Origin of the sequence: Dellaglioa carnosa (assembly GCF_026948345.1) — a bacterium.
Taxonomy (GTDB): Bacteria; Bacillota; Bacilli; order Lactobacillales; family Lactobacillaceae; genus Dellaglioa; species Dellaglioa algida.
In genome coordinates this window covers 214088-237045 of the sequence record NZ_JANXLI010000002.1, presented here as the reverse complement: position 1 = coordinate 237045, position 22958 = coordinate 214088, and the positions used below count along the sequence as shown (strand labels likewise).

Annotated in this window: 18 protein-coding genes; 2 read left to right on the top strand and 16 right to left on the bottom strand. The window is 36.2% G+C overall.

From position 1 onward, the window contains the following. Nucleotides 1–294: 294 nt before the first annotated feature. The 5 genes from N0K80_RS04085 to glpK form a co-directional block, all read right to left on the bottom strand. Nucleotides 295–1233, bottom strand: a complete 939-nt coding sequence (locus N0K80_RS04085) for a dihydroorotate oxidase (RefSeq protein ID WP_269023860.1) — start codon at nucleotides 1231–1233, stop codon at nucleotides 295–297. A gap of 108 nt (nucleotides 1234–1341) precedes the next feature. Beyond that, the gene (locus tag N0K80_RS04080) at nucleotides 1342–1869 is read right to left on the bottom strand and encodes a GNAT family N-acetyltransferase (protein WP_057974048.1); all 528 of its coding nucleotides are present in this window, start codon (nucleotides 1867–1869) and stop codon (nucleotides 1342–1344) included. Between the two features lie 222 nt (nucleotides 1870–2091). Further along, the gene (locus N0K80_RS04075; protein ID WP_269008056.1) at nucleotides 2092–2811 is read right to left on the bottom strand and encodes an MIP/aquaporin family protein; all 720 of its coding nucleotides are present in this window, start codon (nucleotides 2809–2811) and stop codon (nucleotides 2092–2094) included. 24 nt (nucleotides 2812–2835) lie between these two features. Further along, on the bottom strand, nucleotides 2836–4656 hold the full coding sequence (gene glpO / locus N0K80_RS04070; protein ID WP_269008029.1) for a type 1 glycerol-3-phosphate oxidase: 1821 nt from the start codon (nucleotides 4654–4656) through the stop codon (nucleotides 2836–2838). A 13-nt stretch (nucleotides 4657–4669) separates the two neighbouring features. Next, nucleotides 4670–6187 carry a glycerol kinase GlpK gene (gene glpK, locus N0K80_RS04065; protein WP_057974051.1) on the bottom strand — a complete coding sequence of 506 codons (1518 nt, stop codon included), beginning with the start codon at nucleotides 6185–6187 and terminating at the stop codon, nucleotides 4670–4672. 209 nt (nucleotides 6188–6396) lie between these two features. Here glpK and N0K80_RS04060 point away from each other — a divergent pair, with 209 nt between their 5' ends. Together N0K80_RS04060 and N0K80_RS04055 are read left to right on the top strand one after the other, a co-directional pair. Further along, complete coding sequence (locus tag N0K80_RS04060; RefSeq protein WP_269023859.1) at nucleotides 6397–7350, top strand: NADP-dependent oxidoreductase; 954 nt, start codon at nucleotides 6397–6399, stop codon at nucleotides 7348–7350. Between the two features lie 19 nt (nucleotides 7351–7369). Further along, nucleotides 7370–8314: a Dyp-type peroxidase gene (locus N0K80_RS04055; protein WP_269023858.1), complete on the top strand. Its 945-nt coding sequence runs from the start codon at nucleotides 7370–7372 to the stop codon at nucleotides 8312–8314. Nucleotides 8315–8457: 143 nt separating this feature from the next. Here the strand turns inward: N0K80_RS04055 and pgmB are convergent, their stop codons facing one another. From pgmB to N0K80_RS04000, 11 genes are all read right to left on the bottom strand, one after another. After that, nucleotides 8458–9132 (bottom strand): beta-phosphoglucomutase, encoded by a 675-nt coding sequence (pgmB, locus tag N0K80_RS04050; RefSeq protein ID WP_269023857.1) that lies wholly within the window; start codon nucleotides 9130–9132, stop codon nucleotides 8458–8460. 18 nt (nucleotides 9133–9150) lie between these two features. Beyond that, nucleotides 9151–11346: a glycoside hydrolase family 65 protein gene (locus N0K80_RS04045; protein WP_269023856.1), complete on the bottom strand. Its 2196-nt coding sequence runs from the start codon at nucleotides 11344–11346 to the stop codon at nucleotides 9151–9153. Between the two features lie 23 nt (nucleotides 11347–11369). After that, a complete protein-coding gene (locus tag N0K80_RS04040; RefSeq protein ID WP_269023855.1) occupies nucleotides 11370–12776 on the bottom strand; it encodes a PTS transporter subunit EIIC in 1407 nt (468 codons plus the stop codon). 21 nt (nucleotides 12777–12797) lie between these two features. Next, a complete protein-coding gene (locus N0K80_RS04035; protein WP_269023854.1) occupies nucleotides 12798–14231 on the bottom strand; it encodes a family 1 glycosylhydrolase in 1434 nt (477 codons plus the stop codon). 175 nt (nucleotides 14232–14406) lie between these two features. Further along, nucleotides 14407–15273: a helix-turn-helix transcriptional regulator gene (locus N0K80_RS04030; RefSeq protein WP_269023853.1), complete on the bottom strand. Its 867-nt coding sequence runs from the start codon at nucleotides 15271–15273 to the stop codon at nucleotides 14407–14409. Between the two features lie 152 nt (nucleotides 15274–15425). Further along, on the bottom strand, nucleotides 15426–16763 hold the full coding sequence (locus N0K80_RS04025; protein ID WP_269023852.1) for an L-arabinose isomerase family protein: 1338 nt from the start codon (nucleotides 16761–16763) through the stop codon (nucleotides 15426–15428). A gap of 44 nt (nucleotides 16764–16807) precedes the next feature. Beyond that, entirely contained in the window at nucleotides 16808–17509 is a 702-nt protein-coding gene (locus tag N0K80_RS04020) for an L-ribulose-5-phosphate 4-epimerase (RefSeq protein ID WP_112250882.1), read from the bottom strand. Between the two features lies 1 nt (nucleotide 17510). Continuing rightward, nucleotides 17511–19130, bottom strand: coding sequence for a xylulokinase (locus tag N0K80_RS04015; protein ID WP_269023851.1), 1620 nt, complete (start codon nucleotides 19128–19130; stop codon nucleotides 17511–17513). A gap of 21 nt (nucleotides 19131–19151) precedes the next feature. Next, the gene (locus N0K80_RS04010; RefSeq protein WP_112250886.1) at nucleotides 19152–20528 is read right to left on the bottom strand and encodes a sugar porter family MFS transporter; all 1377 of its coding nucleotides are present in this window, start codon (nucleotides 20526–20528) and stop codon (nucleotides 19152–19154) included. 199 nt (nucleotides 20529–20727) lie between these two features. Further along, complete coding sequence (locus N0K80_RS04005; RefSeq protein WP_269023850.1) at nucleotides 20728–21816, bottom strand: GntR family transcriptional regulator; 1089 nt, start codon at nucleotides 21814–21816, stop codon at nucleotides 20728–20730. Between the two features lie 186 nt (nucleotides 21817–22002). Then, nucleotides 22003–22923 (bottom strand): aldo/keto reductase, encoded by a 921-nt coding sequence (locus tag N0K80_RS04000; protein ID WP_269023849.1) that lies wholly within the window; start codon nucleotides 22921–22923, stop codon nucleotides 22003–22005. Nucleotides 22924–22958 lie beyond the last annotated feature (35 nt).

The window sequence follows — 22958 nt, the reverse complement described above, 5'->3', positions numbered from 1 at the left end:
AATCTGCCTCATTCACTCTCTTATCTAATTACACTAATCGGACTGTATTTATAAAATAACTAACACCTTTTTTTAGTATAATCACAATTAAATAATTTTTTATCATCGGTTTGCTAAAATATATCTCATAATATACGTTAAATCACTCTCAAAATTTCAAATATTTTACCATTTTTAATTCCCCATTTTATTGAGTTAAAAAAAGACATGTAAAATTTAGATTTCTAGTCTAATTTCTACATACCTTTTAATTTCTAATCTCCTTTATTCGACTAATATACAGTCTAACCTGCATTATAAATAATTTAATTTCCCTCTAAAATCCTCAATACTACTGTAACCTTTTTCCGCCATAATTGCTTCAAGCTCAGCAGTCAGTCGTTCAAAAATAACTGGGCCTTCAACCATTAAGGCTGTACCAACTTGAACCATGCTTGCGCCACAAAGAATGTGTTCAAAGATATCTTTACCAGTTTGAATACCACCAGTTCCGATAATTTGAATATCTTTATTCAACCGTTGATAGAACGCATGCACATTAGCTAAGGCAGTTGGTTTCACGTATTCGCCACCGATGCCACCGAAACCTTGTTTAGGCTTGATAACAACTGTTTCTGTATCATCATTAATATACAATCCATTACCAATACTGTTGATACTATTCACATATGATAAAGGATACTTATTTAAAATTTCTGCCATTTGATCAAAATGAATAATATCAAAATATGGCGGTAACTTAACACCCAGTGGTTTATGATAAACGTCAAAAACCGCTTTTAAAATAGCGTCAACTGTTTCAAAATCGTATCCGGTTTGTGGTTTCCCCGGAACATTAGGACAAGATAAATTTAATTCAACAACCCCTGCGAAATCTGAATCAGTTACTTTTTGAAGTAACTCGAGATCTTCTGCCAGATTAAACCCCGTAATTGATAAAAAGTACGTTTTACCAGGATGGTTTATCTGATCTTGAGAGACAAAATCTAAATAGTAATCAACGCCATTATTTGGTAAACCCATTGAGTTAATACTACCAAACTCAGTCTCAAAATAACGAGGTTCTGGATTACCCTTACGCGGTTGAAGCGTGCCACTCTTTGTTACAAAAGTTGCTGCCTTAGAATTTTCGACGGCAAGTAATTCATCACTATCCATACAATAAACGCCTGATGCGTTCATCATACAATTATCAAAATTAGAACCTGCTAAAGTCGTTGCTGTTGAAATCAAAAAATCCCTCCTTCATATTGATTGGTCTTAGTATACCCTATCAAAATTAAATTTGTCGATTTTTTTGCAAAGAAAAAGACGACAAATTTATTTATCGTCTTGAACATCTTATTTTAAAATAATTTGGTAAGCATATCGTTCTGAATTGTCGCCATCTTCCATGTGAATGATACCTTTATAATCAAACCCATTTGACGTGATAACATGTTGCATCCCTTTATTCTCGGGATGCGTATCCACGCGAACATCTTTATAACCCAATGATCTAGCAATTGTTAGAAGCCCAGAAATCATTTTTTCTGATAAACGTTGGCCTCTAAATTTTGAAGATACGGCAACACGATGAATGGCCGAATAACGAGCTTCTGGGCCATTAATCCATTCCCCGCCTTCAATATGAAGATACATAGGATCGATTCCCAACCAAAGTGCAGCAGTTCCTGCAATTTCATCTCCAACCATTAAAACATAAGTTAATTCATCTTTAATATCTTGTTCCAAATGGTTCGCCGCCGGGTAGGCACCTTGCCATTGGTCAATCCCTTGTTCCTTAAGGTAAGCCTTTGCTTCCTCAATAATTCCTGTAATTGCTGGTAAGTCTTCTGGCGTTGCCAGTCTTAAGTAAGATACAGTCACTGTTACACATCCTTTATTATGCTTAATCTATTCGTATATTTACGATTGAAAAATTATTATAACGCATAATTTATCAATATTCAATCGGTTTTCAGTTTATTTTCAAATGGAAAGTATCCTTTTCTTATCAACAAAAAAATACCTTTTAAAAGTTAGCTAAAATCTCAACTTTTAAAAGGTATTAATTATTTTAATTTAATCAGTAATAAGTGCTCAATCAATCTATGCCACAGCCATGAATAACCATGCGGCTACCATTGCACCGGCAAATGGTCCAAAGATTGGTACCCAACTATAAGCCCAATCAGAACCACCTTTGTTCGCGATTGGTAAAATAGCATGTGCAATACGGGGGCCTAAATCACGAGCCGGATTAATTGCGTATCCTGTTGATCCTCCAAGTGAAAGACCAATACCAACAATTAAGATACCGACAACGACTGGTGTTAACCCATCCGTAAAGTTACCTTTAGTAAATGCTAATAAACTGTAAACTAAGACGAATGTTCCAATTAATTCACTGATAAAATTATTGAAATAACTTCTAATTGCTGGACCCGTTGAAAATGATCCAAGAATTGCAGCGGAATCTTGTGTTTCTTTCCAATGTGGCATGTATTGAACCCACACAAGAAAGGCACCGACAATACCACCGGCAACTTGTGCAACCATATAAGGTAACACAGAAGCCCAAGCAATTTTACCAACCATTGCCATTGCTAAAGTCACAGCCGGATTCAAGTGTCCTGGTCCCATGAAGGCCGTCGCGTAAACACCTAAGGTTACGGCAATACCCCAACCTAATGTAATGGCAATCCAACCGGCACCTTCAGCTTTTGACTTACGTAACGAAACGCCAGCAACAACCCCATTACCTAATAAGACTAAAATCATTGTGCCTAAAAACTCACCCAAAAGTTGCGTTGTAAGATCTGTTGTCATCATACTCACCCCTACCTTAAATGATTATTTTAAGTAACTCATGTCTGATTCTGCAATTGTTGCGTCTAAATCTGCAGATTGTTTTGCTTTTTCTTCTTTAGTCCAGCTGTAGAAGTTTGCCATTTCATTAATTACGCCAACTTTAACAGCGTCTAATGTATCACGATGGAAAAGAATGTGGTTTGTACGACGCATCAAGTAATCCGTTGGTGTTAATGTCATTTCTTCTTCCATTGAGTAATGAAGACTTGCCATTTCACCTAAAGATAATCCTTCTGATGCCTTAACATGTGACATTTGGCTGAATACACGAGCTGCATTTGATCCGAATAAGTTAGCAAACAATGTTGCTTCTTCTTCAGTTAAACCATTATCCATTCCTTGTTTTGCAAAGAAACTAATCGTTGCTTCAACGTTATTAGGATCAATATCCCCACCTGAAACAGGTAAGTTCTTTGAATCAATTGGATTGAATTCTTGGCTATAATTATCTTTCAATAGCTTCGTAATTGCGGCCATTGCACCAGCAGCCATCTTACGGTAATCCGTAATTTTACCACCAGCTAATGTTAATAAACCATCTTTTGAAACAGTTAATGAACTTCCACGAGAAACTTGTGAAGCACTCACTTTATCTTCAGAAAGTGTACTTTCCAAATCATTCAAGATATCTTCAACATCAGTTTTAGTGACTTCTTCTTTTTCGTAACGTTTGATAACGTCAATCACGTCGTTGAAACTCTTTTCACTAATTTTACCTGAGTTTCCACCATTGTAATCTGAACTTCCATTTGATGAAATTAATGGACGTAATCCAGCCCAACTTGATTCAATATCATTAATTTTAACGTTAGCACTTGGGTAGCGTTCGTTAATAATATCAAGTAAGTAATCAGCATCTTCTTGTTCTACACGAGGATGTTCAAAATCACCATGGAAATCAGTATCTGTTGTTCCAAAGTATGTTTTATCTTCTCTTGGCACAACGAAGATCATACGACCATCTTGTTTACCAGAATCAAAATACGTTGGTTGTGGTACATTCAATGTCTTAGAATCAACAACTAAATGAACCCCTTTTGTAGGACGCATTTGTGGGACAAAGTCTTCATCTGTATCCATTTTACGGATAAAGTCAGACCATGGACCTGTTGTATTGATAACATATTTAGCATGGATATCAAATTCTTCGTTAGTTAATAAATCTAATACGTGAACACCAGTAATTTTACCGTTCTCATGTAATAAATCTAAAGCTTTAATGCGGCTAACCATTAATCCGCCATCTTCATGTGCTTTTTTGATATTTTCAATAACTAAACGTGAGTCATTGTTTTTAAAATCAAGGTAGACACCACCACCCATTAATTTATCTGATTTCAATTGGGGTTCGCGTTGTAATACTTCTGCTTTAGAAATCGTGTAGTTAACCCATTGAGGATCAACAACGCCTGCTAATTGATCGTATAAATTCATGGCAACTTTAACTGAGAACATATCAAAAGTTGCACCGGGTTCATCATAAATAGGTAGCAACATTGATTGTGGACGTGGAATATGTGGTGCGATATGTTGAACGACTGCACGTTCTTGAACAGTATCTGCAACAACTCCAACATCAAATGTCTTCAAATAACGAATACCACCATGAACTAATTTTGTTGAGCGTGATGATGTTCCTTCAGCAAAATCTTGCATTTCAATTAAACCGTTTTTCAATCCCATTGCGCTTGCTTGAATCGCAACTCCGGCACCGGTGATACCACCACCAATTGTTAATAAATCTAATTCTTCATTCTTTAATCGTTCAATATCTTGTTTTCTTGACGTTGCTGAAAATGACATAGTCGTATCCCCCTTATTTATTGTTTTTCTTCATTGGTTTGTGTTTGAAAACTCTTGTTGCTTCAACCGCTTGTTGCCAACCAGCATATAAATCTTCGCTTTCTTCTTTTGGCATCGTTGGTTTAAAGACGTCACCTTCAGTGTACTCAGCTTTGAGTTCATCTAGATCTTTCCAGTAACCAACAGCTAGTCCAGCTAAGAATGCTGCACCCAAAGCAGTTGTTTCAAGATCATGTGCACGTTCAATTGGCGTATTAATAATATCTGCTTGGAAATTCATCAGATAATCATTTTTAGCCGCACCACCATCAACCTTTAACAACGGAATTTTAATACCTGTATCTAATTCCATTGTTCTCACAACATCCCTGGTTTGGTAAGCTAATGATTGCAACGTTGCTTTAATGAAATCTTCACGCGTTGTTCCACGAGTGATTCCAAAGACGGAACCTCGTGCATCGGGATCCCAATAAGGTGCCCCTAATCCGGTAAATGCCGGAACAACATAAACTTCATTATCATTTGTTGAGTCCTTAGCTGCCTGTTCTGTATCTGGTGCATGTTCCACCAAACGCATCCCATCTCTTAACCATTGAATTGCTGATCCGGCAACGAAAATACTTCCTTCTAAGGCGTAATAAACTTTGCCATTAATCCCATAACCGATTGTTGTCAATAAGTTATTCTTAGATAATTTTGGTTCTGTCCCTGTATTCATGACGATAAATGAACCCGTTCCGTAGGTATTTTTAACCATCCCTGGTTCAAAAGCCATTTGACCAAACAATGCAGCTTGTTGATCGCCTGCCATTCCTGAAATAGGAACTTCACTACCATAAAAATGATAATCTTTTGTATGTCCATAAACTTCAGAGTTTGATTTAACTTCTGGCAACATAATTGCTGGAATATTCATAATTTTTAAGATTTCTTCATCCCATTTTAAATCATGAATGTTAAATAACATCGTACGACTAGCATTAGAATAATCAGTTACATGTGTTTCATCGCCTGATAACTTCCAAGTTAACCATGTATCGATAGTCCCAAAAAGTAATTCACCTTTTTCGGCTCTTTCTTGAGCACCATCAACGTGATCTAAAATCCAACGAATCTTAGTTGCTGAGAAATAAGCATCAATCAACAATCCTGTCTTTTCGTGAATTAAATCGCCGTAACCCTCTTGCTTTAATTGTTCCGCAATATCGGCCGTTTGTCGTGATTGCCAAACGATTGCGTTATAAATAGGTAATCCCGTTTTTTTGTCCCAAATAACCGTTGTTTCACGTTGGTTTGTAATCCCAACTCCTGCTATTTGTTTAGGTTTAATCCCGGAATCAATAAATGTATTTGCGATTGTAGATAAGACTGCATTCCATATCTCGTTCGCGTTATGTTCAACCCAACCAGGTTGAGGAAAATATTGTGGAAATTCGCGCTGTGCATCTGATACTTTTTGACCCTTATGATCAAATATAATGGCTCTGGTACTTGTTGTTCCTTCGTCGATAGCTAAAATATATTTTTCCAAATAACTCACTTTCTTTCTTTTGATTATTTTTTTGGAAACGCTAACATTTATCAATATGGATATTCTACATCCTAAGAGCTGCCTTGTCAAATAGATTGTGCAAAATATATTTAATTATTATTTTGGCGCTTTTTGTAAGCCTTTTATTTCTAAATATGGTACATTATAGCTAGTAACAGCATTATTTAATTTAAAGGGGGTTTATGCTTATGAAAGCATTTGGTTTTAACCAATATGGTGACGCAAACGTGTTCGAAGAATTACAAATTGAACCGGTAGCGGAACTTAAATCAAAACAAGTTAGGGTTTCAATTGAAGCCATTGGGATCAACCCGTTTGAAGCAATTCTGCGTGCTGGTTACATGAAGGATTCTATGCCTCTACCATTTCCAATTGTTCCTGGTGGGGATGTAACCGGGATTATTACTGAGATTGGCGATAAAGTAGACAATTTTAGCGTTGGGGATGCCGTTGTTGTACACAAAGGTTTTGGGGGTTATGCAGAAGAACTTATCGCATTTACGTCTCACATTGCTATCCGACCTGATAATATTACGCTCGCCGAGGCTGCTGGTTTACCAACTCCTGGTATTGCTGCGTATAATATTTTAACGTTTTTCGCAAAAGCAAGAGCTGGCGAAACGATTTTTATCGAGGGTGCATCCGGAAGTGTCGGTATGGTTCTAGTTCAACTTGCTAAACTAATGGAACTAACGGTTCTTGCTAGTGGTTCAAGTGCTAACGAAGACTATGTTCGTCGATTAGGGGCAGACCAGTATAGCGCTTATGATAAAGAAAATCCTGGCGAAACATTTAAAGACATGGCCGATATCGTTGTTGATGCAACACTCGGCGGCCGCGCTAGCGAAGTTGGCGTTAAGGCCTTAAAACCAAACGGCCGAATGGTATCGTTGATTGATGTTCCAACCGAAGCCATGCAAAAAGAAAAACCTCTTGCAGATTACTACCAAGTTGAGAGTGTTAAAGAACTAAAAGATAATGATGCATTAAAATTCTTAACAGATTTAATGATGCAAGATGAATTAGAAATTAAAATTGCCAAGAAGTACAAATTTACTTTAGCTGATATTATTGAATCTCATAAACAATTAGATTTGCCTCGTACCGCTGGTAAAATGGTTGTTATCGTTAAAGAAAATTAATTTATAGGAGGCATGACTTATGACAGTCACTGAAAAATTAACACAGGATGTATATAAAGATGTAGGCGAAAACGTCAATTTTACAATTTTAAACTTAAATCACAAGGATCAAAAAGCTGAATTAGCAGCCGTTCAAGAATTAGCTGACCGAATTCCAGCAATCATTCGTAGTATGAATGTTCGTTATCCAAAAGCCGATTTAAAGATCGCCTTTGGATTTGGTTCAGACGCTTGGGATTATCTTTTCCCAGATGCCATCAAACCTATGGAACTCATTCGCTTCAAAGAGATTGTAGGTCCAAAATATACGGCAATTTCAACACCAGGAGATTTATTCTTCCATGTTCGAGCTGGCGAAAGTGCAGTTGTCTACGAAGTTATGGCTCAATTTATGCTTTTCATTAAAGACGCTACAACCGTTGAAGACGAAACGCATGGCTTCCGTTACTTCGAAGGTCGCGCCGTCATTGGTTTCATCGATGGTACTGAAAATCCAGACGTAAATGAAGCGCTGGATTACGCTGTAATTGGCGATGAAGATCCTGAATTTACAAATGGATCTTATGCCTTTGCTCAAAAATATCGCCATGATATGACTGCTTGGAATGCCTTAAAAACGGAAGACCAAGAAAAAGCAATTGGCCGTAAGAAAGATTCTGACTTAGAACTAGCTGATGAAGAGAAGTTACCAAATTCTCATAACGTTGCATCGCAAGATATGAAGGACGGCATCGAACATAAAATTGTCCGCATGAACGTACCTTTCTCAGAACCCGGTAAAGATATTACGGGAACATACTTCATTGGTTACGCACGTCATTTTGCAGTAACTAACAGAATGTTAATTAATATGTTCGAAAGTAAAAGTGACCGTTTGTTAGATTTCAGTACAGCTGAAACAGGGAATTTATTCTTCATCCCTTCAACAACGACACTTGAAAGTATTGTTGATAACGACTTATAAAATTACTCATTCTAAATAAAAGTACACTATAGCAATTAGACATAAAGTCTAATCACCATAGTGTGCTTTTTTTGCTTCTACTCAACACTGATTTAGTTTGCATAACTCGTTTTCAGTTGACTAAATTCACTGTAACCACGCATTTATACAACTTTAAATAAATCTTCCCATTTTGATACCAAATAATCATAAGTTAATTTCTCTGTTGTCGGAACAATGTTTAATTTATCTCCTAACTCAGATGTTTTACCTACCCCGATTGGCATTGCACCGCTTGATTGAATTGCTTGAACACCCGCAATTGCATCTTCAATACCAATACACTCTTCTGCTCTTACATTTATATTTTTAGCAGCCAGTAAAAAAATATCAGGTTTTGGTTTGCCAAACGCAATTTTTTCAGGATCTGCTATCCCGTCAAAAAAAGAATTTAATTTCAAAAGGCCTAGTAGCAATGGCCCATTTTTACTAGCTGACGCTAACGATACTTTAATTCCGTGTCCTTTAAGTTCTTTAAGTAATGTTAAAATCCCCGGATAAACATCTTCTGGTCCAATGTTCTTAATCATTTCAAGATAATAATTATTTTTACAAGTTGCTAGTTCCTGCAATCTTTCAGAGTTGTACTCTCCAACTCGATCAGCTTTTTCTAACAATAATTTCAAAGAATCGTTTCGGCTAACACCTTTCAATTGCTCATTAAATTTACGGTCAATCGGAATTCCAATTTCTTGCCCTAACTTTTTCCAAGCCCGGTAATGATACTCAGCCGTATCTGTCAAAATACCATCCAAATCAAACAAAACGCCCTTAAACATATATAAATCCTCACTTTTCTATTTGTTGAACCTGACGATCAACTGATTATCCAGTTCTTCTAGTTGAATAAACTTGCCCTTTTGTATAATTTTTCCCCTCACTTTGCAATTATCCAAATAGATTTTAATAAGGTTTCCCCGTAAATTCAGTGTAAATGCCAAATTTGAGATTTCGTCTGGTAAATTATTTTCAATAATTAAATCTGAACCCTGATAGGATAACCCCGCAAACCCGTAGATTAAACTCAGCCAGCTTCCACCCATATTAGCAGCATGGACACCATCTTTAGCATTTCCTTGTAGATCTACGATATCCATTAAAGCCGTATCCATAAAATAGTTATATGCCTTTTTCTTTTGTCCTGTCCGACTAGCTAAGATACTAAATACAGAACGCGATAACGATGAATCATGTGTTGTTACGCCCTCATAGTAATTATAGTCACGAATAATTTGTTCTTTATCATAATCATTGGGGAATAATAACGGTGCCAATAATCCGTCTGCCTGTTTACTTACTTGATATTTGTAAATAATCATTGGATGATAATGCAACAACAATGGATAATTCTCTTTTGGGGTCTCTTCAAATGGCCATACTTCCTTATCTAAAAACGAATCATCCTGTTTAATAATTTGTTTTTTCTCATCATAAGGTAAGTACATATTTCGGGCAGCATCTTGCCATTGACTGTTTTCAAATTCTGTTATCATTTCTGGATATTGTCCTGCAAGTTCAACGGCATAGCTTAAATTACTTTGTGCCATTTTATTAGTATAATAATTGTTGTTGACCAACGCTGTATATTCATCTGGGCCTGTTACACCATCAATACAAAATTGTCGTTGACCCTCTTTATTACCAAAATGGCCAAACGATAACCAAAAACGAGCTGTTTCAAAAACTACCTCAGCACCAGTTTCCTTCATAAACTGATGATCACCTGTAACCCGTTCATATAATTGGAAAGCATGGCTAATGTCTGCATTAATATGAACCTGGGCCGTTCCAGCTGGATAGTAAGCACTAGCTTCATCTCCGTCAATTGTTCGCCATGCAAATAATGCTCCTTTTTGATGTAATTTTTCCGCACGTTTCTTTGCCTGTGGTAACACATAACTTCTATAAGTTAGTAATGATTTTGCAATATCAGGCTGTGTATAAATAAAAAATGGTAATATATACATCTCCGTATCCCAGAAATAATGGCCCTCATATCCTTCTCCTGTCAACCCTTTTGCAGCGAAGTTCGTCGTACTATTTCTTCCAGCATTTTGAAAAAGTTGAAAAAGATTAAATCGAATACCTTTTTGTAATTTATCTTGACCTGATAGTTCAATGTCACTAACGGCCCAAAATTCATTAAAATATTCTTCTTGTTTTTTTAACAAGAGCTCATACTCAAGATCATTTATCAGCCGATTTAATTCATTAATTGCCGGTCTATCCTTTGTCTGTTTTAGAATTTCAGAAACAATCACAAAATTATAACCAGTCATTTTTTCATTTTTTTTAATATCTAATATCAAACTTTTATAATTAGCTTTACCATTTACTAAATTGACCTGTCCAAATAATATGCTTTGCTGACTTTTGTGCGTCTTTAATTGTTCGAGCCGCTCATCATATTTTTCTACAGTTAAATCACTTTTCATACTAGCAACACGTGGGTCATCAACTTCAGAATGATGATCACTTTTTTTATTTACGCTTAAATCTTTTTCAATAACAATTTCTCCGCTAAAATTGGAATCAGAAATGGTATATTTACTTGTATAAATTTCAGAATGTTCAAATGAAGTAAATGATTCCGCAGAAAATCTGAATGATTCGCCGTTTATCGTTTGGATCTGATAACTTTCTTCAATTAACCCTTTAGCCATATTCAACATAAAAGTATCTTTTTTAATCATCCACTCTTCTTCATCAGATCGATGTCCGTTCACAGTCAGAATGATACCTCGAATATCTGGTAGTTTAATAATTGTCTGATGATTTTCTGCATATCCATAGGCCCATTCCCCATAGATAATTGGTTTTTTTTCATAAAATCCATTTACAAAAGTACCGGGATTCCCAGTCTTATGGATATCTTGAATAAGGTCAGACCCACGCAATCCCATATGGCCATTACTCAAAGTAAATAATGTTTCCATATATTCTGGAGTTGTATTTTGAATGTCAGACATTTGTAATAAAAAATCGTTTTTCATCTTGAATGATCCTTTCAGTAGTCTTAATTATTCGCTTTTTTCGCATCTTTCGTTTGTAAAATAATCGTTAAAATAAATGATAAAGTGATGGACAATAGCATCATTAAGACACCAGCAATTACATTAGCGGCGCCTTTGTTTCCAGAAAAACCTAAGATTGCCATAATACTATTTTGTGGTACATATAAAGTAACGTGTAAAATACCGGCGAAACATCCCGATATTCCGGCACTGATAACCGCCGCAATTAATGATTTGCGATTTTTCATGGTGACCCCATATAATGCGGGCTCCGTAATACCCATTAACGCAGATACTCCTGCTGCAGTTCGTAATGATTTTTCAGATTTATCTTTCGTTAAAATGGCCATTGCCATTGTTGCGCCACTTTGGGCTAGATTTGCACAAATTTGAGCTACTAGAATCAAAGACTCTGTCCCCGTAGCTGCAAATGATGCAACAAAAATGGGTGTTAACGCATGATGCATTCCCGTCATCACAATAAATGGCATCCCGGCCGCGAGCAAAGCAACCATAACAAATCCTAATTGACCCGATAACAATTTGATAAACCATGCAAGTCCTAAACCTGCGTAATTTCCTAAAGGTCCAACGATAATTAAAGCAAGAGGCGCAGTGATTAATAAAACTAATGTTGGATTAAGAATAATTTTAAGCGATTTAGGTGTGATTTTATCGACACCTTTTTCAATGTAGGACATTAGCCAAACTGTTAATAACGCCGGAATAACAGATGCAGCATAACTAACTCCTTGAATTGGTACACCAATAAAGGAAATAGGATCGCCAGAAGTAACCCACGTTGTGAAGTTAGGATGTAAGAAAACACCTACAACAATTACTGCAATTGACGTATTTACATTAAATTTTCGTGAAGCAAATATCGCTAGTAAAAGAGGCATAAAATAGAAGGCCCCATCACCAATTAAATCTAAAATTCGATAAGTACTTGACGTATTAGCCATCCAATGAAAAGTTAGACTTAACGATAAAATTACTTTAATCATTCCGGCCGCCGTTAAAGCTGGAATCATTGGCGTCATACAACCCGTAATGGTATCCACAATACGATTAAAAACGGAACTCTCATTTTTTTGTGAATCGTTATTCTTTTGTGATTGATTCGAAGAATCAATTTCTTTATCTCCGTTAGTAATATCTTGGCGCAATACTGCATCACAAACTTTATCGACGTAACTACCAATAATCACTTGATACTGGGTCGGCGTTGGATTTACCCCAACAACGCCTTCCGTTTTCTTCAATCCTTCTTCATCAACTTTAGCGTCATCTTTCAGATTAAATCGTAAACGGGTGGCACAATGGACAACGGAATTAATATTTTGTTGTCCTCCCAACTTACCAATTATTGATTTAGCTAATTCATCATATTCCTGTGGTTTACCCATATCTAAAACACTCCTTTTATTTTATTCAAAGACTGATAACCCCTTAGAAGCAATAACTTTTTGATAGAAATAGAAACTTTCTTTTTTATATCGTTCATGACTCCCATGACCTTCATCATCTTGATCAACATATAAAACGCCATAACGTTTACTAATACGTCCTTCACTCACACTTGTTAAGTCGATAATCCCCCACATTAAATACCCCATTAATGGAATGCCATCTTGTTGAACGGCGAGTACTAAATTCTTAATATGCTCGTTCAAATAGTTAATACGGTAATCATCGTTTACTTTACCGTCTTCCAAAATATCCTGTGTTCCTAAACCATTTTCAACAATAAATAAAGGTAACCTATAGCGATCATACAATTGATTCAATGTAATTCTTAGTCCAAGTGGATCATTCTGCCAAACACTAGTACTCTTTGGAAGATATGGATTTTTAAGCGTATTAAATCCATTGGTTGCTACCGTCTCGAGTCCCTCTTCATCGGCTGAAGTACATGCGCTCGAATAATAACTAAATGATACAAAATCTACAGTGTTTTCTTTTAAAATTTTTTTATCTTCAACTGCCATTTTAATTTTAATGTTCTTCTCTTCGAAGAAGTGCTCTGTATAGGTGGGGTATTCACCGAAAACTTGAACATCCGCAAAAAATAAATTATCTCGATCACTTTTCAATGAAGCAAAGACGTCTTCCGGTTTACATGTATATGCATATGTTTTACCAGCTGCCAACATTGTTCCAAATGAAAATTCAGAATTTATTTTTTTCCCAATCGAAACGGTTAGCGCATTGGCTAATAATTGATGATGTGCCGCCTGATATTGTATCTCAAGATTATTTCTTTTTTCTGAAAATTGAATACCCCCGCCAACAAATGGAATATGCAATACCATATTCATTTCATTGAATGGAATCCAATATTTAATTCGATTGTTAAAATGTTCCATTAAACATTTTGCATAATGTACATAAAAATCAACGACACGTCGATCCTCCCACCCGTTGTACGCTTCAACAAGATGCATCGGAATTTCAAAATGACTAATAGTAATAATTGGTTCGATTTTATATTTTTCTAATTCTGTAACAATATCATCGTAAAATGCTAGTCCAACTTTATTTGGTTCCTTCTCCTCACCCGTTGGGAAAAGACGTGACCAAGAAATTGAAAACCTAAAACTATTAATACCTAATTCGCTTAGAAGTTCTATATCTTTTTTATAGGTGTGATAGAAATCAATTCCAAATCTACCTGGAAAAATTTCATCTTTTTGATTTTTCAAAATATTATCATTATCTTCTTTAAACACCGGTTTTAATCTTTGATTATTCAGTGGCAATTGATCAAAATTGGAAGGTCGTTTTCCATCAGCCAGATAGTTACCTTCTGTTTGTGATGCGGAAATTGCGCCACCCCATAAAAAATCTTCACTTAACTTCATTCTACTTTATCTTTCCTCTCTCAAAACCAGCTACTGACTAGTTGTTTTATATTACTGCAGATATCTATAAACTGATTATATACGATGATAAATCGCTTTCATTCCCGTGTAACTGCTTTCATATTCTCAAAAATTGTCATATAAAAAAAGACATTTAAATTCTATTACCTAGAATTTAAATATCTTCCATATTTGGTTGCATTCTTTTTCGATAGTCTAAAGGTGCCATTCCCATTGACAGTTTAAAGAGTCTGTAGAACGTTTTATCACTCTCAAACCCTACTTCTGAAATTATTTCAGAAACGCTTAATGACGTTTTCACTAATAACCACTTGGCTTTATCAATCCTATAATCATTTAGAAACGTCATAAAAGTTTTACCAGTATTCTTTTTAAAAAATTTTGTGAAATAAAATTGACTGTACCCCATTGCAGCTGATACTTCTTCAAGCGTGATACGCTCCGTATATTTTTGTTCCACGAATTTGAAAATTTGATCCAATTTCACAAGTATTTCTTCACTTCGTACCCTTCGTCTCAACTGGTGCCTGTCCACTTTTTCTAAGGTAATATCTCGAATAAAAATTAAAATCATTTCAAAAAGATTAGCCTTAATTTTTAACATATATCCTCGAGGATGATTCTCATTTTCATTATATATTTCTTTCAGTAACAGACTTACTTTCTCTTGATTTCCATTCCAATTTTTTCCTAATGGTGGAATTTTATTAAATATATTTTTTAAATCTAAATCATCTTCCGTTAAGTTTAAGAATAGATTTAAATCAAATTGATAAACGATTCGCTTACTCCCCGGAGATGCCAAAACATAATGTAAATCTCCGCCATTAATAAATACAATTTCCCCTTCGGATATGGTAAAGGGTTGATCATTTATACCTAAATTAATCGTCCCTTTAGATACATATATTAGTTCCATTTCACGGTGCCAGTGAGGAGTTGTTAAAATATCTCCCTCATTAACTAGTATCTGAAACGGAAATTCTTTATTTAACTGTGGTATTTCTAAATAAATGGACATACATACGCCTCACTCTTTGTTAAATTCTATATTTATCATAGCTCAACAAGAGAGATAATATCAAATAATTATTTACTCACGGCTCCGTAATTTCATGATTCATTGAACTAAAAAAGGATATCACTTCAAAAGTGATATCCTTTAGATTCTAACTATTTCTTAATTTCAACATATTCAACATCAAACATTTTAGCAAGATCAACAACTTGTTGTTCCTTAACATTCATTGAAATAACAGTATGATGACCACCACCATTTTCAATCCATGAGTGGATACCTTCATGGAAGCCAGGTTCTGGAACCCATAATTGACGAGCTACTGGTAAATGAGGTGCCTCAACTTCTGGTTTTGATCCATCAACTGAATTGATGAGTAATTTATATTCTGTACCAAAATCAGACATTGAAATAACAACACCATGACCATCTGAACCATCAAAAATCAAACGAGCTGGATCTTCACGGTCACCAATTCCTAATGGATGTACTTCCACACGAGGTTTTGTTGAAGCCAATGTAGGATCAACTTCAAGCATATGTGAACCAAGGATTTCTTCATGTCCTGCACGTAAATCATATGTGTAGTCTTCCATAAATCCAGTTAATTTATTGTGTGCCATAATCTTGATTAAGCGATCAATTGCGGCAGTCTTCCAGTCACCTTCACCAGCAAATCCATAACCTTCGGCGTTCAAGCGTTGAACGGCCATCCCTGGTAATTGTTTCATGCCCCAAAGATCTTCGAAGTTAGATGTAAATGCTGTGTATCCGCCACGTTCCATAAATTTGCGTAAAGCAATTTCAATTCTAATCTGTTCTTTAACATGATCTTCAAAGAATGCAGGATCATTATCACCAATACCAAAGTAATCAACAGTCCAGCCAAATTTGATTTGTGCTTCAACTTTATCACCGTCTGTAACGGCAACATTACGCATATTATCGCCAAAACGAGCAACTTTAATGTTGAAACTTTCACCATAAGCTACGGCAACATCCATCCAGTCAACAATTTGTGATTGAACTTTTTCGTCTTTCCAGTAACCAACAACAATTTTATTGTGTTTTTGAAGACGCGCGTTGATAAAGCCATATTCACGATCCCCATGGGCACTTTGGTTAGTATTCATATAATCCATATCAATTGTTGACCAAGGAATATTTTCACCAAATTGTGTTGCCAAATGCAATAATGGTTTTTGTAATAATTTTGTTCCGCGAATCCAGTTTTTAGCAGGAGAGAATGTATGCATCCAAGTAATCACACCCGCAACTTTATCTTCAAAGTTTGCTTCTTTCATAATTTGAGTAATGACTTCAGCAGTTGTTGCGACTTCTTTAAAAATAATTTTGTATGGAAGCGAACCACTAGCATTTAAATTCTCAATGATTTTTTCTGCATCGCTCTTAACAACGTCTAAAACGTCTTGACCGTATAAACCTTGACTACCGACAACGAACCAAAATTCTTTTTCACTAACTTTTAACATAATATAATTCCTCCTAATAGTTTCTTATTTTTTAAAATCGTATACTAATGTTTAATTTGACCATAATAAGCATTTTTACCATGTTTTCTTAAAAAATGTTTATCCAATAAATACTGTGGCATATCAATTGCGTGCGGATTTAACTGCAATGAATGATAAGTCATTTTTGCAACTTCCTCTAAAACAACCGCATTATGAACAGCGTCTGAAGCCGATGTTCCCCACGTAAATGGGCCATGATCATTAACTAGCACAGCTGGAATTTGATCTGGATCGAGGTTTCGTTTTTTAAACGTCTCAACGATTACATCACCTGTTTGTTTTTCGTACTCTGTCACAACTTCGGCTTCATTCATGATACGACTTGCTGGAACTGAGCCATAAAATGTATCCGCATGTGTTGTCCCGGCAGCCGGGATATCTAATCCTGCTTGTGCAAATGAAACGGCCCAAGGTGAATGTGTATGAACAACCCCTTTAATATTAGGGAAGTTGTTATATAGAATCCGATGCGTTTCCGTATCACTCGAAGGATTCATATCACCTTCAATTTTTTTACCTTGTAAATCAACGACGACCATATCTGAAGGTTTTAGGTCATCGTAATCAACACCAGATGGTTTGATGACGAACAACCCTTTTTCACGGTCAATCCCACTCACGTTACCCCAGGTAAAGGTAATTAAGTTGTACTTAGGTAACAGCATGTTAGCGTCGTACACTTCTTGTTTAAGCTTTTCTAACATATTACTCGTTCCTCTTTTCTTCCTTAATTGTTTTTATGGCTTCTGACTCAACAGGTAAGCCGGCTTCATACCTAGATATAAATTTGTTGTAACCCTCTACCCCTTCAGGTTCAGGACTCAATGTCATGCTTTCTGGATCCACAAAGACCTCGTGATCCAAGAAATCCTCTAAACTTTGGCCGTTGTTATTTCTCTTAGCGAAAATGGCTAAGACTGCCATTCCCCAAGGTCCACCCTCACCGGCTGTGCTCATGACAGTAATTGGAATATTCAGCGTGTTAGCTAATACTTGCTGTCCAACAACGGCTGTTTTCAAAATTCCGCCTTGAGCAATCATAACGTCAGTTTGGATGTGTTCTTCCTGACTTAAAATATCCATTCCAATTTTAAGAGGCGCAAACGCCGCATATAATTGTGTTTGAATGAAGTTAGGTAACGTAAAATGACTATTAGGTGTCCGAACAAATAATGGCCGTCCTTCCGACATATGCGTAATATTTTCACCAGATAGGTAACTATAATTAATCAAACCACCAGCATCTGCATCTGCATGAGTTGATTCTAAGAACAATCGTTCATACAACTGATCCGGTGTTAATTGAACGCCTAGTTTTGCTGCAAACTCGCCGAAAATAGATACCCATGCATTAATATCTGAAGAGCTATTATTGACATGAACCATCGCAACTGGTGCACCACTTGGTGTTGTCACGATATCGATATCTTTATAAACTTTTTTCATTGGAGCATCAAGAACAGTCATCGAGAAAGCTGACGTTCCGACCGAGATATTACCCGTTCGTTTACGGACACTATTTGTTCCAACCATCCCTGTACCAGCGTCCCCTTCAGGAGGTGCCATCAAACTACCGCTCTCTAATTTACCACTAGCATCAAGTAGTTTAGCCCCTTCATCCGTTAACGAACCTGCATTTTCTCCAGCTCTTAAAACGGTTGGTAAAATATCTTTAACATTCCAGTCGTATCCAACAACTTTTTTAATGTCACTAAATTTATCTAATAAATCAGCTGAGTAAGTACCCGTTTTTTCATCAATTGGGAAGATGCCAGAAGCATCCCCAATTCCGATAACTTTTTTACCAGATAATTTATAATGAACGTAACTAGCCAAGGTTTCTAAATGACTAATGTCATTGACATGCGTTTCGTCATTTAAAACGGCCTGATAAAGATGCGCAATGCTCCAACGTTGTGGGATATTAAAGTTCAATAATTCCGTTAATTCATCAGCCGATTGCTCTGTATTGTTATTTCGCCATGTTCTAAAAGGTACCAATAAGTCATCTTTTTCTGAAAAAACGAGGTACCCGTGCATCATAGCACTGACACCAATCGAATCAATTTTCGTTAAAGGTTCATGATATTTACTTTGAACATTTGCAGCCATTTGTCTATAACTTGTTTGGATTCCCAGCCAAACTTGTTCAAGCGAGTAGGTCCAAAGACCACCTTCCAGTTGGTTTTCCCAATTAAAACTTCCTGTCGCTATTGTTTTAAAGTCATCCGTCACCAGCACGGCTTTAATCCGCGTTGATCCTAATTCGATTCCCAATGAAACTTGACCATTTTTTACCGCTTGAGATGTTTTTACTAAATCCATATTAATCGTCCTCCTAGCTTGTTAGTTACTTGTTTTTTTTGTTCCTTCTTCTTCAATTTCTTCCAATGAACGACCACGTGTTTCTGGAACAAAGAAACGAATGAATAGGACACCCAATAAACAGATAACTCCGAAGATTGCGAACACGGCATCTTGTGGCATCGAGGCCGTCATGATAGGGAACAATAGTCCTACCAAGAATGAACCAATCCAGTTAGCCGAAGACGCAATTCCTGAAGCGCTTCCACGAACGGCTAATGGGAATAATTCACCAACCAATACCCATGTAAGTGGTGCCCATGTGAATGAGTAGAATGCAACGTAGATACATAAGAAGACAACAATCATCATAGGACTTGTGTTTGGTACTACCATATTAATAATCGTTGGTAGGATAAATGATAATCCCATGACCAACCCACCAAGAATTAAAAGAGTACGGCGTTTAAATTTATCTGCAATAACTAAGAACAAGAGTGATCCCAAAACAAGGATAATTCCTTGGATGATTGGCCACATTAATGCTGAACTTGCCGCATTACCCGTTGCCTTTTCAACAATTAATGGGATATAGTAGAAAATTGCGTTAGCACCTTGGAATTGTTGGAATGCCGCAACACCGACACCGGCCATAACTAGGTAACGATATTTTCCTGTGAACAATTGAACCATTGACGTTTTTTCAATATGGCTCTCTTCGCCGGCAGTTGTCTGAATATCTGCTAATTCTTGTTCAACTTCATTTTCTGGGCGAATCCAAGTTAATACTTGGCGTGCCTCATCAACTTTATTTATTTTAACCAAGAAACGAGGTGATTCTGGTAAACGTGAAACTCCCATATATAAGACAACCGCTGGAACTGCTGCCAGTCCGAGCATAACGCGCCATGCCCATGCTTCAGGTAAATCTTTTAATAGGAAATCCATAATATATGAAAGCAACATTCCTGAAACAATCATTGTTTGATTAATCCCCGAAAGTCGTCCCCGTAATCTAGCAGGAGACATTTCTGACATGTAAGCTGGTACCAATGCTGATGAAGCACCAACTGCTAGTCCTAAGAAAATGCGGACAATTATTAAATACATCTGTCCGTTATTAGGTGAGAATGATGCAAGCAATGACCCAATAACGAATACAACGGCTGACATCAGAATCATTTTTCGTCGGCCTAACTTATCTGACAGTTTTCCTGCTAGCGCACCACCAAAGATGGCACCAAACATAACTCCTGAAGTGATCCACCCAACAGTACCAGCACTATTTTGAAGTGCCCAATCTTTTTGTAAGAAAGGTAACGCTCCTGTCATAACCCCGATATCGTATCCGAACAAAATTCCACCAAATGATCCAAAAAAGTAAATAAACTTACTAGATATTTTCTTTTCTTTTTGCATATGCCGCCTCCAAATTTTATTGTCTTCCAGTTATTACCCGAAAAATTGCTTTGAACCAAGCACCTTTAAAAGCGCTTCCATTTTTATAACAAGGTCATCTTCTCACATTCATACGAATAAATCAACATGTTTTTTATTTATTCGTATGAATTTTTAGAAATAAAAAAATAAGTTGCCTAAATGCTAGACAACTTATTAACTATTTATTCCGGTTTTTAACGCTTTCTCGGCTAACTAATTTAGCCTCATATACAACTGATTCAATCTTTGTATTCTTACCTCTTATCATCTCTAACAACATTTTAGCAGCTTGACGTCCCATCTTTTCTTTAGGGTGCCTAATTGTCGTTAACTTTGGTGACATATATTTTGATAACTGATAATCATCAAAACCAACAATAGAAACGTCTTCTGGAATCTCCATATCCATTGATTTTACGATATCCATTAATTTAATGGCTAATTGGTCATTGTAGCAAACAATTGCAGTCGGTCTGTCAGAACGGTGTAATATTTTTTCAATTTTTTGATAAATATTTTGCAAGGGATCCGTTGACCGATACATCAATATTTCACTTTGATATGAACTATTAGCATGTTCCATATATGCCTGAACAAAACCGTTCATTCGTAGTAACCCTTGTTTATCATCAACCTTAAAAACACCTAATATTTTTTCATGCCCATTTTTTATCAAATGCTCTGTTTCTAACTCGCTGCCGTTGAAGTCATTTAACTCCAAGTACGGAATGTTAATATCTTCATAATGCGCGTTAATGAAGAGCGTTGGTATTTTAAGTTCTAATATTTTTTCATATAAATCTTTATTTTTGTTAACCAGTGCGCTCTGCGTTGGCTCAATAATCAATCCAGATAAGTCCATCTCCAACATCTTTAAAAGGCTGGTTCTTTCCCTGTCTGGAGTATCCAGAGTATTACTTAAAATAATTGTATACCCTTCTTCCGAGATAACCCGGTCGATCCCCGTGATGATGTTTGGGAAAATATAGTCAGCAATGTGCGTTGTAACAACGCCAATCATTTTATTATTATTTTGCGTTATTTTTTTACCAGTATGCCAGTCATTAACAAAGATACCGCCACCTTGGATACGATAGACATAACCCGCGCTTTCTAAATCGCCAATCGCCCTTCTAATTGTATAACGACTTACCGAATACGCGACCATTAGTTCAGATTCCGTCATTAACTTATCATTAATATCAAATTCGCCTGCTATAATTTTATCTTTAATTTCACGATAAACATGTTCGTACTTATTCTCCATGTTTTCCACCACCCATTTATCATTATCTTACCATATCAAGTAGCTCACGAAAGTAATTTTAATAAATAATCGCTCTTATATTCATCCGTATAAATTTTTATTATTATAATATAAATATTGTAAAAAGTAGAGTTCACATCTAACTTAGATGCGAACTCTACTTTTTTAATTTATCATATACTTTTTTTATGGTAACTTATTACCCGCTGCGCGATAAATTTCGTACCATTCTTGATGCGTTAATTCAATTTCAGTGGCATCTGTGATTTCCGTAATACGTTTTGGATTCATTGTCCCCGCGATTACTTGCATTTTTGCAGGATGACGTAGAATGAATGCAGTCGCAATACCTGTGTTTGTTGAATTCTTTTCTCTAGCTAAGCGATTCAACACTTCATTCAATTCAGCAAACTTAGGATTATCTAGAAATGTGCCTTCAAAGAAACCGTATTGGAACGGTGACCATGCTTGAATTGTCATCTTTTTAAGACGTGAATATTCTAAAATTCCGCCGTCACGATTAATTCCAGCATCATTGACCATATTCACGTTTGTTCCCAAATCAATCATTCCAGTATGCATCACGCCAAATTGAAGTTGGTTTACCAATAACTTCATATCCAAGGCTTGTTGTAACAAATCAACTTGTCCCGGATAAAAATTACTTACCCCAAAATTACGAACCTTACCAGATGCTTGTAGTTTTTCGAATACGCGAGCAATCGCTTCAGGCTCCATCAACGTATCGGGTCTATGTAACAATAAACTATCAATATATTCTGTATTTAATCGTTTTAAAATGCCATCAACACTTTTTTCGATATGTTCTGCTGTAAAATTATATTCTAACCCTGGCACAATACCACATTTTGATTGAAGAATTATATCTTCACGTGAAAGTTCCGTTTCAGAGAAACCCGCTGCAAAAACTTCTTCAGCTTTTCCTGCTCCATAAATGTCTGCATGATCAAAGAAATTAATACCATGATCAGCCGCCGTTTGAATCATTTCTGCAGCTTGTCTCGTCGACAATTCTGGCATACGCATACAGCCTAACCCGACAGATGATACTTGAAGATTACTTCCACCCAAATTAATCATTTTCATTGTATTACCCCTTTTCAGTTTATGCTTCAATTTTA

Excerpts from the sequence above, each read along its gene's own strand:
- N0K80_RS04075 (WP_269008056.1), bottom strand. The coding sequence starts at position 2,811 with ATGACAACAGATCTTACAACGCAACTTTTGGGTGAGTTTTTAGGCACA.
- glpO (WP_269008029.1), bottom strand. The coding sequence starts at position 4,656 with ATGTCATTTTCAGCAACGTCAAGAAAACAAGATATTGAACGATTAAAG.
- N0K80_RS04060 (WP_269023859.1), top strand. The coding sequence starts at position 6,397 with ATGAAAGCATTTGGTTTTAACCAATATGGTGACGCAAACGTGTTCGAA.
- N0K80_RS04055 (WP_269023858.1), top strand. The coding sequence starts at position 7,370 with ATGACAGTCACTGAAAAATTAACACAGGATGTATATAAAGATGTAGGC.
- pgmB (WP_269023857.1), bottom strand. The coding sequence starts at position 9,132 with ATGTTTAAGGGCGTTTTGTTTGATTTGGATGGTATTTTGACAGATACG.
- N0K80_RS04045 (WP_269023856.1), bottom strand. The coding sequence starts at position 11,346 with ATGAAAAACGATTTTTTATTACAAATGTCTGACATTCAAAATACAACT.
- N0K80_RS04040 (WP_269023855.1), bottom strand. The coding sequence starts at position 12,776 with ATGGGTAAACCACAGGAATATGATGAATTAGCTAAATCAATAATTGGT.
- N0K80_RS04035 (WP_269023854.1), bottom strand. The coding sequence starts at position 14,231 with ATGAAGTTAAGTGAAGATTTTTTATGGGGTGGCGCAATTTCCGCATCA.
- N0K80_RS04030 (WP_269023853.1), bottom strand. The coding sequence starts at position 15,273 with ATGTCCATTTATTTAGAAATACCACAGTTAAATAAAGAATTTCCGTTT.
- N0K80_RS04025 (WP_269023852.1), bottom strand. The coding sequence starts at position 16,763 with ATGTTAAAAGTTAGTGAAAAAGAATTTTGGTTCGTTGTCGGTAGTCAA.
- N0K80_RS04020 (WP_112250882.1), bottom strand. The coding sequence starts at position 17,509 with ATGTTAGAAAAGCTTAAACAAGAAGTGTACGACGCTAACATGCTGTTA.
- N0K80_RS04015 (WP_269023851.1), bottom strand. The coding sequence starts at position 19,130 with ATGGATTTAGTAAAAACATCTCAAGCGGTAAAAAATGGTCAAGTTTCA.
- N0K80_RS04010 (WP_112250886.1), bottom strand. The coding sequence starts at position 20,528 with ATGCAAAAAGAAAAGAAAATATCTAGTAAGTTTATTTACTTTTTTGGA.
- N0K80_RS04005 (WP_269023850.1), bottom strand. The coding sequence starts at position 21,816 with ATGGAGAATAAGTACGAACATGTTTATCGTGAAATTAAAGATAAAATT.
- N0K80_RS04000 (WP_269023849.1), bottom strand. The coding sequence starts at position 22,923 with ATGAAAATGATTAATTTGGGTGGAAGTAATCTTCAAGTATCATCTGTC.